Consider the following 11,454-nt stretch of genomic DNA (forward strand, 5'->3'; position numbering starts at 1 on the left):
CCGCCGCACGTGAGGGACACACGAGAGAGCCGGCTGCTCCTGGTGCTGCTGATCGCCGTAGCGTTCGCGCTGATCACGGTCGACATCCGCGGCGGCGAACAGTCACCCGTCGACGGAGCCCGGCAGGCCGCCGCCGCCGTCTTCGGACCGGTGGAGAAGGGCGTCGCCACCGCCGTCGACCCGATCGGCAACGCGATCGGCGCCGTACGCAAATCAGGCGACGACCACGACCAGCTCAAGGCGCTGGAGCGGGACAACCAGGAACTGAAGCTGCGCCTGGGCAGCGACGACCGCAACCAGAGCCGGGTGCGCCAGCTCGACGGCATGCTGAAGAAGGCCGGCGCCGGACAGTACGGCATCAAGGGCGCCGAAGTCATCGCCATAGGAGCGGCCCAGGGCTTCTCCTGGACCGTCACCATCGACGTCGGCTCGGGCGACGGCATCCAGCGCGACATGACCGTCCTCAACGCGGACGGCCTCGTCGGCCGCATCACCACGGTCGGCCCCCACACCTCCACCGTGCTGCTCGCCAACGACACCAAGTTCACCGTCGGCACCCGCATGGAGAACAGCGACGAACTCGGCTTCGCCACCGGGCAGGGCGACCGCCCGCTCAGCGTCCAGTTCCTCAACGGCAAGGCCAAGGTCAAGCCCGGCGACCGCCTGGTGACCTTCGGCTCGCGCGCCGCGAAGCCCTTCGTGCCCGGCGTCCCCGTCGGCGAGGTGGTCCGCGTCGACCCCTCCGGCGGCGACCTCACCCGTACCGTCTACGTCCGTCCGTACGTCGGCTTCACCAAGCTCGACATCGTCGGCGTCGTCGTGGCCGCCCCGCGCACCGACCCCCGCGACACCGTCCTGCCGAACAAGCCCAAGCCCGCCCCCACCGTCACTGTCACCGTGACACCGAAGCCCCCCGCCGGTGAGAACAACGGCGACGGAAACGGCGCCAACAACGGTGACGGAAACGGCAACAACAACGGTGCCGGCAACAACAACGGTGCCGGCGACGGCAACGCCGACGGCCAGTGACCAGGAGCTGAAGAACCTGATGCGCTTCAACCGGATTCTGCTCTCCGCCACCCTGGTGGTCGTCGCCCTGGTCGTCCAGGTCACCGTCCTCGCCAGACTCCAGCTCCCCGGCGCCGTCCCCGACCTCACCCTCCTGGTCGTCCTCGGACTCGCCTTCGTGTACGGACACGTCAGCGGCGCCCTCATCGGCTTCGCCGCGGGCCTCCTCGCCGACCTCGCCCCGCCCGCCGACCACGCCGCCGGCCGCTACGCCCTCGTGCTGTGCGTCATCGGCTACCTGGCCGGCCTCGTCAAGCCCGAGAACGGTAAACTGCGCTCCGCCACCGCACCCATGCTGGTCGTCGTCGCAGCCGCCCTCGGCTCCACCCTCCTGTACGCCGGCGTCGGTGCTCTTGTCGGCGACAGTGCCGCACGCCACGTCGGCCTCGGCGGGCTGCTGTTCACCGCAGCCCTGTACGACCTGCTCCTCGCACCCTTCGTCGTCCCCGGCATCATGGCGCTCGCCCGCCGCGCCGAGAACGACCCCCTCTCCGAATCCTCCTCCTCCGGCTCCGACGTCTCCTCCGGCTGGCTCGCCGGAGGCACCGGACTGCGCATCGGCGAGCAGAAGGGCGGCCTGCGGCTGCGCGCCGCCCGCAGCCGCGCCCAGCGCGCCGGACGCATCAAGGGAGTGAAGCGCCTGTGAGCAACATCCCCGAGACCGGCCGCACCCCCCGCGTCACCATCCGCCTGATCGTCCTCCAGGTGCTCGTCTTCTCCCTGCTGCTGACCCTCGGCGGACGCCTCTGGTACCTCCAGATCCGCAACGGCCAGGAGTACACCGACGAGGCGAAGAACAACCACGTCCAGCAGGTCGTCCAGCCCGCCGTCCGCGGCTCCATCCTCGACGCCCGCGGTGTGCCCCTCGCCGACAACGAGACCAAGCTCGTCGTCTCCGCGTCCCGCACCGAGCTGATGAAGATGAAGGACGACGGCAAAGCGGTCCTCACCCGGCTCGCCGACATCCTCGACATGAAGCCCAAGGACGTCACCGACAAGGTGCGCCTGTGCGACTCCAAAACCCCCCAGCCCTGCTGGAACGGCTCGCCCTATCAGCCGATCCCGGTCACCAACAAGGCCACCACCCAGCAGGCCCTCCAGATCCGCGAACGCGCCGAGGACTTCCCCGGCATCACCGCCGAACCCACCGCCGTACGCCGCTACGCCGCCCCCGGCAAGGCGAACACCGCACAGGTGCTCGGCTACCTCTCGCCCGTCACCGACGCCGAGATCGAGAAGGCCAAGGACAGCGACTCCCCGTACCTGCGCTCCGACCAGGTCGGGCGCTCCGGCCTGGAGCGTACGTACGACCGTGAATTGCGCGGCAAGGCCGGCGTCACCCGCTACGAGGTCGACAACCTCGGCCGGGTCATCGGCCGCGCCAAGGCCGACAAGGCCGAGCCCGGTGCGAACGTCGTCACCAGCATCGACGCCCGTGTGCAAGCCGTCGCCGAGTACGAACTCCTCGACGCCATGAAGGAGGCCCGCAAGGCCTTCGACAAGAACACCGGCACCAACTACAAGGCCGACGCCGGTGCCGTCGTCGTCATGGAGGCCAAGACCGGCCGCGTCGTCGCGATGGCGTCCAACCCCACCTACGACCCCAACGCCTGGGTCGGCGGCATCTCCGGCAAGGACTACGCCGCCCTCACCGGCAAGGACTCCAACTTCCCGCTGCTCAACCGCGCCATCCAGGCGCAGGCCGCCCCCGGTTCCATCTTCAAGGTGATCCCGACGACGGCCGCCGTCAACGCCGGATACGACTTCAACGGCAGCTACCCCTGCCCCAGTTCGTACTCCATCGGCGGCCAGACCTTCACCAACTACGAGTCCAAGGGCCACGGCAACATCACCCTCGGCGGCGCCCTCGAAGTCTCCTGCGACACCGTCTACTACGCCCTCGCGCACCAGCAGTGGCAGCGCGACGGCGGCACCAAGCCGAAGAAGAACGCCAAGGACTGGTTCTACAAAACGGCCCACCAGTTCGGTCTCGGCAAGGAGACCGGAATCGACCTCCCCAACGAGGTCTCCGGCCGGGTGCCCGACCGCCAGTGGAAGCAGCGGTTCTGGGACGCCAACAAGGACGCCTGGTGCAAGCAGGGCAAGAAGGACGGCACCTTCGTCGAGAAGATCGCCTTCGAGAACTGCATCGACGGCAACCAGATGCGTGCCGGTGACTCCGTCAACTACTCCATCGGCCAGGGCGACACCCTCGTCACCCCCATCCAGATGGCGTCGATCTACGCGAGCATCGCCAACGGCGGCACCGTGCACACCCCGTCCGTCGGCAAGGCCGTCATCAGCGCCGACGGCAAGAAGATCACCGAGATCAAGCCGAAGGCGCAGGGGCGGCTCCCGATGAACGCGAGCACCCACAAGTTGATAGACGAAGCCCTCGCGGGAGTCGCGACCCGGGGCACCGCCGCCTGGCGGTTCGAGAACTGGCCCCAGGACAAGATCCCGATGCACGCCAAGACGGGTACCGCCGAGGTCTACGGCAAGCAGACGACGTCGTGGTTCGCCACGTACACCAAGGACTACTCGATCGTCATGACGATCGCCCAGGGCGGCACCGGCTCCGGTGCCTCCGGTCCCGCCGTGCGAAAGATCTACAACGCGCTGTACGGACTCGACGAGAACGGCAAGTACGACCCGAAGAAGGCCCTGCTGCCGCAGCCCCAGAAGGACCTCCCGAAGATCGAGGCGGACGGCTCCATCGACGCACCCGACATCAAGCCGTACGTGCCGCCGAAGAAGGAGCCCGAACCGCCGGTCGGCGTCGCGGGGCCCCCTCCCGCCAACACCGGCAACAGGGGCGGCAACCCCGGAGCACGCGGCACCGGCATCCAGAGGGTGGGTGACTGACCATGGCGGGCAGCACCCACGGCTTCTCCGTCCAGCGCTACGCACCCGAGCGCGGCGCGTTCGCGAAACTGACCGCACGCGACTCCGTCGTCCGCCGCCTCGACTGGCCGCTGCTTCTGTCGGCGCTCGCACTGTCGGGCCTCGGCGCCCTGCTGGTGTGGTCGGCGACGCGCGGCCGCGACACCCTCAACCACGGCGACCCGTACTACTTCCTCTTCCGCCACCTGATGAACACCGGCATCGGTTTCGCGCTGATGATCGGCACGATCTGGCTCGGCCACCGCACCCTGCGCGGCGCGGTGCCGATCCTCTACGGACTCTCCCTCGTCCTGGTGATCGCGGTCCTCACCCCGCTCGGCGCGACCGTCAACGGCGCGCACGCGTGGATCGTCATCGGCGGCGGATTCTCCCTCCAGCCCTCCGAGTTCACGAAGATCACGATCATCCTGGGCATGGCGATGATGCTCGCCTCCCGGGTCGACGCGGGCGACCAGGCCAACCCGGACCACCGCACGGTGCTCAAGTCGCTGGGGCTGGCCGTCCCCCCGATCCTCGTCATCATGCTGATGCCGGACCTCGGCTCGGTCATGGTCATCGCCATGATCATCCTGGGGGTCCTGCTGGCCTCCGGAGCCTCCAACCGGTGGATCTTCGGCCTGGTCGGCGCGGGCGTGCTGGGCGCCGTCCTGGTGGCCGTCCTCGGCCTCCTGGACGAGTACCAGATCAACCGCTTCGCCGCCTTCGCCAACCCCGACCTCGACCCCGCCGGCGTCGGCTACAACACCAACCAGGCGCGCATCGCGATCGGCTCCGGCGGACTCACCGGCACCGGCCTCTTCAAGGGCTCCCAGACCACCGGACAGTTCGTCCCCGAACAGCAGACGGACTTCGTCTTCACCGTCGCCGGAGAAGAACTCGGCTTCCTCGGCGCGGGAGCCATCCTGGTCCTCCTCGGCGTCGTCCTGTGGCGGGCCTGCCGCATCGCCCGCGAGACCACCGAGCTCTACGGCACGATCGTCGCCGCCGGAATCATCGCCTGGTTCGCCTTCCAGTCCTTCGAGAACATCGGCATGACGCTGGGCATCATGCCCGTCGCCGGACTTCCGCTGCCCTTCGTCTCCTACGGCGGCTCGTCCATGTTCGCCGTGTGGGTGGCGATCGGACTCCTCCAGTCCATCCGGGTGCAGCGGCCCATAACTGCGTGACAGCACGCCTCTGTCTGGGGCTCCTCGTTCCGTCTAGATTCATGTCATGGCGGACACCAAGCGCGAGATCGAGCGAAAGTACGAAGCCACTACGACCGACACCGAGAGCGAACCCCGGCTGCCCGACTTCACCAAGGTGGCCGGGGTTTCCTCCGTCCAGGACCGGGGCGTCGTCGACCTCGACGCCGTCTACTACGACACCGACGAACTGGCGCTGGCAGCACACGGGATCACCCTGCGCCGGCGCACCGGCGGCGACGACGCGGGCTGGCACCTCAAACTCCCCGTCGCCCCGAACGTACGGGACGAAATCCGCGCCCCTCTCACGGACACCGACGGCGTACCGCGCGCACTGTCCGCCCTGGTGCGAGCGCGCACCCTGGGAGAGCCACTGCTGGCGACCGTACGACTGCGGTCCTCGCGCCGGGTGTGGCACCTGCGGGACAAGGCGGGAGAGCTCCTCGCCGAAGCCAGCGTGGACACCGTGACCGCGCACCGGCTCGGCGGCAGGGACGCACAGGCCCCTCTTCCCGAGGGCGCCCGCACCTCCTTCACGGAGATCGAGATCGAACTCGCCGACGACGGCGACCCGGCCTTCCTGGACGCCGTCGACAAGAAGCTCCGCAAAGCAGGCGTACGTCCCTCCGCCTCGCCCTCCAAACTGGCGCGCGCTCTCGCCGAGACCGGCGGCGGACCCGTGCCCCGCCCGGTGCGCGAGGACGACACCGCGGGCGCCCACGTCCTGGCGTACCTCCGCGACCAGGTCGAAGCCATGGCGGTGTACGACCCCGCCGTACGCCGCGACCTCCCCGACTCCGTGCACCAGCTCCGGGTCGCCACCCGGCGCATGCGCAGCGCGTTCAAGACGTACCGGAAGGTCCTCGACCGCACCGTCACCGACCCGCTCGGCGACGAACTCAAGTGGCTCGCCGGGGAACTCGGCGTCGACCGCGACCAGGAAGTCCTCGCCGACCGCCTCCTCACCCGCCTCTCCGCCCTCCCGCGCACCCTCCTGCTGGGCCCGGTGCGCGGCCGGCTGCGCATCTGGTCCGTCGCCCGCAGGAGCGGCTCCCGCCGCCGCACCCTCGCCGTCCTCGACGGCCGCCGCTACCTGGAGCTGCTGCGCTCCCTGGACGCCTTCCTCGCCGCCCCGCCGCTGCGCCCGGCGGCGGACCGCGACGCGGTCACCGTCCTGCACAAGGCCCTCGTCAAGGACCACGCCCGCCTCGCCGACCGCACGGAGCACGCCCTGGCGCTCCCGCCGGGCGGCGAACGCGACCTCGCCCTCCACGAGGCCCGCAAGGCCGCCAAACGGCTGCGCTACGCCGCGGAATCGGCCCGCCCCGCCCTCGGTAAGTCCGCCAACAAGCTCCGCAAGCGGGTCAAGGACGTCCAAGGCGTCCTCGGCGACCACCAGGACAGCGTCGTCGCCCGCGCCGAACTGCGGAACCTCGCCATCCAGGCGCACGCGGCGGGCGAACCGTCCTTCGCGTGGGGCCTGCTGTACGGCCAGGAGGAGGCCTGCGCCGCCGACCGCGAGCGGGAGCTTCCGGAGGTGTGGCGGAGGGTGCCGGGGGTCTGACACGGGCGGCAGGGGGTTCCGTCCGGCCGCACGTGCAAAGGCACCCCGTACCCGCGTTAGGCTTGAGGGTCCCCCTGCCCGCTCATGAGAGACACCGCGATGCCTGTTGAGTCGGTCTTCCCCCGCCTGGAAGCCCTCCTGCCGCACGTGCAGAAGCCCATCCAGTACGTCGGCGGTGAGCTGAACTCCACCGTCAAGCCGTGGGAGAGCGCGGACGTCCGCTGGGCGCTCATGTACCCGGACGCGTACGAGGTCGGACTCCCCAACCAGGGCGTCATGATCCTCTACGAGGTGCTCAACGAGCAGGAGGGCGTCCTCGCCGAGCGCACCTACAGCGTCTGGCCCGACCTCGAAGAACTGATGCGCAAGCACGACGTGCCGCAGTTCACCGTGGACGCCCACCGCCCGGTCAAGGCCTTCGACGTATTCGGCCTCAGCTTCTCGACGGAGCTGGGCTACACCAACATGCTCACCGCCCTCGACCTCGCCGGCATCCCCCTGAACGCCGCCGACCGCACCCTGGACGACCCGATCGTCCTGGCGGGCGGGCACGCCGCGTTCAACCCGGAGCCGATCGCCGAATTCATCGACTGCGCGGTCATCGGCGACGGCGAGCAGGCCGTCCTCGACATGACGGCCATCATCCGGACCTGGAAGGCGGAGGGCCGCCCCGGCGGCCGCGAGGAAGTCCTCTTCCGCCTCGCCAAGACCGGCAACGTCTACGTCCCGGCGTTCTACGACGTCGAGTACCTCCCCGACGGCCGCATCGCCCGCGTCGTACCGAACAAGTCCGGTGTGCCGTGGCGCGTCTCCAAGCACACCGTCATGGACCTCGACGAGTGGCCCTACCCCAAGCAGCCGCTCGTCCCGCTCGCGGAGACCGTCCACGAGCGCATGAGCGTAGAAATCTTCCGCGGCTGCACCCGCGGCTGCCGTTTCTGCCAGGCCGGCATGATCACGCGCCCCGTGCGGGAGCGAAGCATCACCGGCATCGGCGAAATGGTCGAGAAGGGCCTGAAGGCCACCGGCTTCGAAGAAGTCGGTCTCCTCTCGCTCTCCTCCGCGGACCACACCGAGATCGCCGACATCGCCAAGGGCCTCGCGGACAGGTACGAGGAAGACAAGATCGGCCTCTCCCTGCCCTCGACCCGCGTCGACGCGTTCAACGTGGACCTCGCCAACGAGCTGACCCGCAACGGTCGCCGCTCGGGCCTCACCTTCGCCCCCGAGGGCGGCAGTGAGCGCATGCGCAAGGTCATCAACAAGATGGTGTCCGAGGAAGACCTCATCCGCACCGTCTCCACCGCCTACGGCAACGGCTGGCGCCAGGTGAAGCTGTACTTCATGTGCGGCCTGCCCACCGAGACCGACGAGGACGTCCTCCAGATCGGCGACATGGCGGTCAACGTCATCGCCGAGGGCCGCAAGGTCTCCGGCCAGAACGACATCCGCTGCACCGTCTCCATCGGCGGCTTCGTGCCCAAGCCGCACACGCCGTTCCAGTGGGCGCCGCAGCTGAGCGCCGAAGAGACCGACGCCCGGCTGGAGAAGCTCCGCGACAAGATCCGCGGCGACAAGAAGTACGGCCGTTCCATCGGCTTCCGCTACCACGACGGCAAGCCCGGCATCGTCGAGGGCCTCCTCTCGCGCGGCGACCGCCGCATCGGTTCGGTCATCCGCGCCGTCTACGAGGGCGGCGGCCGCTTCGACGGCTGGCGCGAGTACTTCTCGTACGACAGGTGGATGCAGGCGGCTGCCAAGACGCTGCCCGAGTACGGCGTCGACGTCGACTGGTACACCACCCGCGAGCGCACCTACGAAGAGGTGCTCCCCTGGGACCACCTGGATTCCGGTCTCGACAAGGACTGGCTCTGGGAGGACTGGCAGGACGCCCTCGACGAGACCGAGGTCGAGGACTGCCGCTGGACCCCGTGCTTCGACTGCGGCGTCTGCCCGCAGATGGACACCAGCATCCAGATCGGCCCGACGGGCAAGAAGCTGCTGCCGCTGTCGGTCGTGAAGTAGCCGCACCTACGAACACCTGCGAAAGGGGTCCGGCCGGGGAACACACCCCCGGTCGGACCCTTCTTCGTACGCCGCGAGAGCATCCGAACGGGCCCGAGCGGCGTCCTGTACGGGAAACGGGGGAGGACCGGCCATGGATCTCGAAAAACGACCGGCGCAAAAACCAGCACCAGCACCGGTGACCACGCAAGCATCGGCACCGGAGGCATCGCGGGCACCAGCACCGGTGACCGCGCCCGCACACCAGGAGGGCTGCCTGACGGCCTTCGTGCGGATTCCGGTACGGATCGTGGTGCTCGTCCTGGTCGTACCCGTACGTGTGATCTGGGACCTCCTGCGCACCGGCGGCGAACTCCTGCGCCGGAGCGTCCTCAACCCCCTCGGGCGCGCCCTGACCTGCCTCGGACGCACCCTGGTGGTGATCCCCGCCGTCTGGCTGTACGAAGCGGTGCTCACACCCCTCGGGCACGGCCTGCGGTGGCTCGGGCGGGCGGTGTTCGTCACACCGTGGGTGGCGCTCGGACGGCACGTGATCGCCCCCCTGTCGCGCTGGCTCTACAGCACCCTGCTGACACCCCTGGGACACGCGCTGCGGTGGCTCGCGAAGCTGCTGTTCGTCTCCCTGTGGGTGGCGCTGTGGCAGTACGGCATCGCCGCACCCGGACGCTGGCTCTACCGATGGCTCCTGACACCCCTGGGGCACGGGCTGCGGTGGCTGGGGCAGATGCTGGGCGCCGGGGGAGCGGTGGTGGGACGTGCACTTGTGGCGGCCCTGAAGTTCCTCGGCACCTGGCTGGTGCTCGCACCCCTGGGGGTGCTATGGGCCTTCGTGCTCGAACCGGCCGGCCGGGGCATCGCCTGGCTCGCCCGCCACCTGGGCACCGCGCTCGCCGCCACCGCACGCGGACTGTGGACCGCCCTGAAATGGACCGGCCGCACCCTCGTGGTGATCCCCGCCGGCTGGCTCTACGAAGCGGTGCTCACCCCCCTCGGCCGCGGCATCGCCTGGTGCGTGACGACGCTGCTGGTGAAACCGGTGGTGTGGCTCGCCCGGGAGATCGGGGCCGCCCTCGGGATCTGCTGGCAGGTCGCCGGATACGTGTCCCGGGCGCTCGGGCGCGCACTGAAGTGGCTGGCGTGGAACGCACTGGGCCGCCCCGTCGCCTGGACCTACCGCACCGTGATGACCCCCCTCGGCCACTGGCTGCGCGACGACATCTGGCGGCCCGCCAAACGAGCGGCCAAGGAAGTCGGCCGCACCACCCGCGAGGCACTGCGCTCGGCGCGCACCGCCTTCCGCGACACCCGCCGCGACCTGTGGCGCAGCCTCGTCGGCACTCCGGCTCAGGCTCCGGCCCCCGTCCGACCGCCGAAGACCGCGCCCCCGCTCCTGGAGAAGCAGCGCCCCTGACCGCCACGCCCCACCCGGGGCCGGTCCCCTCCGGAGTGGATCACCCCCGCCCCGGGAACCAGCCCGGTCCCCGGCGCGTACTCTGGGGAGTACAAAGACTGCCCCGGCGCAGCACCCCACCTCCGAGACCCCCTGCTCAGCAGGGCCGGGCCGGACGGGAGACGCCGCGCGGGGACACCCCACAGGCCCGTGGGCGCGCGGAAGACGCGCCGCCCCGCACCGAGGAGAAGAACCACTGGGCAAGCGACAGCCCGAAGGCCCGCCGCCCGCACCGGCGGTGCAGCGCATCCGACTGCGCTACACCAAGCGAGGCCGCCTCCGGTTCACCAGCCACCGAGACTTCCAGCGCGCGTTCGAACGCGCCCTGCGCCGCGCCGAGGTACCCATGGCGTACTCGGCGGGCTTCACCCCGCACCCCAAGGTGAGCTACGCCAACGCGGCCCCCACCGGCACCGGCTCCGAGGCCGAGTACCTGGAGATCGCCCTCACCGCGCCCCGCGACCCGCATACCCTGCGCGGACTGCTCGACGAGTCGATGCCCGACGGCCTCGACATCATCGACGCCGTCGAGGCCCGCACCTCCGGCCTCGCCGACCGCCTCACCGCCTCCATCTGGGAGCTGCGGCTCAACGGTGTCACCGAGGAGCAGGCCGCCAAGGCCGTCGAGACCTTCCTCGCCGCCGAGACCGTCGAGGTCCAGCGCCGCACCAAGAACGGCATGCGCAGCTTCGACGCCCGCGAGGCCGTCGTCGAGATGGCCGCCGTACCGCTCTCCGAGAGCCTCGCCCTGCCCCAGGGTGAGGCAGGCGATAGGCCCACGGCGGAGCCCTGTGCGATACTGCGCCTGGTAGTGCGGCACATGACACCCGCCGTACGACCCGACGACGTCCTTTCCGGTCTCCGCGCTGTGGCCGACCTGGCGCCGCCGGTCCCCGCAGCGGTGACCAGGCTGGCGCAGGGGCTTCTCGACGAGGAGTCCGGAACGGTGACCGACCCGCTCGCGCCCGACCGCGAGGCAGTGCAGGCAGGCTCTACCACAGCCCCCGCACCCGCCGCCGCGAAGGCGCCTGAAGGTTCCGGTTCCGCGTAAGGGCAGTCGTTGCAGCGCAGCCCTGGCACTCGGGAGCCACCTGGGTCGGGCCGCGTAACCAACCGGACTTTCGCCAGGCCGTACGTCACCGTACGTACGGAACCGGCGAGCTAGAGATCAGCTCCCGTGCGGCGCTCGCGCCCCGGACGGTGGCCCCGCACCACGCGAGGGCCGCGGCCGGACCGGATTCAGGCGCGGCGCCCGGGAG

The 11,454-nt window shown here is 70.2% G+C and carries 8 protein-coding genes; all 8 read left to right on the top strand.

What is annotated here, in order from left to right; translation table 11 throughout:
• Nucleotides 1–9: 9 nt before the first annotated feature.
• Entirely contained in the window at nucleotides 10–1,029 is a 1,020-nt protein-coding gene (mreC, locus tag IE269_RS19255; RefSeq protein ID WP_189824233.1) for a rod shape-determining protein MreC, read from the top strand.
• A gap of 19 nt (nucleotides 1,030–1,048) precedes the next feature.
• Nucleotides 1,049–1,714 (top strand): rod shape-determining protein MreD, encoded by a 666-nt coding sequence (gene mreD / locus IE269_RS19260; protein ID WP_189824314.1) that lies wholly within the window; start codon nucleotides 1,049–1,051, stop codon nucleotides 1,712–1,714.
• Nucleotides 1,711–3,933: a penicillin-binding protein 2 gene (mrdA, locus tag IE269_RS19265; RefSeq protein WP_189824234.1), complete on the top strand. Its 2,223-nt coding sequence runs from the start codon at nucleotides 1,711–1,713 to the stop codon at nucleotides 3,931–3,933. The genes mreD and mrdA overlap by 4 nt, the downstream gene beginning before the upstream one ends.
• Before the next feature lie 2 nt (nucleotides 3,934–3,935).
• The gene (gene rodA / locus IE269_RS19270; RefSeq protein ID WP_189824235.1) at nucleotides 3,936–5,138 is read left to right on the top strand and encodes a rod shape-determining protein RodA; all 1,203 of its coding nucleotides are present in this window, start codon (nucleotides 3,936–3,938) and stop codon (nucleotides 5,136–5,138) included.
• A gap of 46 nt (nucleotides 5,139–5,184) precedes the next feature.
• On the top strand, nucleotides 5,185–6,720 hold the full coding sequence (locus IE269_RS19275) for a CYTH and CHAD domain-containing protein (protein ID WP_189824236.1): 1,536 nt from the start codon (nucleotides 5,185–5,187) through the stop codon (nucleotides 6,718–6,720).
• A 99-nt stretch (nucleotides 6,721–6,819) separates the two neighbouring features.
• Entirely contained in the window at nucleotides 6,820–8,745 is a 1,926-nt protein-coding gene (locus IE269_RS19280) for a TIGR03960 family B12-binding radical SAM protein (RefSeq protein ID WP_189824237.1), read from the top strand.
• A gap of 226 nt (nucleotides 8,746–8,971) precedes the next feature.
• Entirely contained in the window at nucleotides 8,972–10,156 is a 1,185-nt protein-coding gene (locus IE269_RS19285) for a hypothetical protein (RefSeq protein ID WP_189824238.1), read from the top strand.
• Between the two features lie 277 nt (nucleotides 10,157–10,433).
• Nucleotides 10,434–11,246 (top strand): TIGR03936 family radical SAM-associated protein, encoded by an 813-nt coding sequence (locus tag IE269_RS19290; RefSeq protein WP_189824239.1) that lies wholly within the window; start codon nucleotides 10,434–10,436, stop codon nucleotides 11,244–11,246.
• Nucleotides 11,247–11,454 lie beyond the last annotated feature (208 nt).

The organism is Streptomyces spiroverticillatus (assembly GCA_014650415.1).
Taxonomy (GTDB): domain Bacteria; phylum Actinomycetota; class Actinomycetes; order Streptomycetales; family Streptomycetaceae; genus Streptomyces; species Streptomyces spiroverticillatus.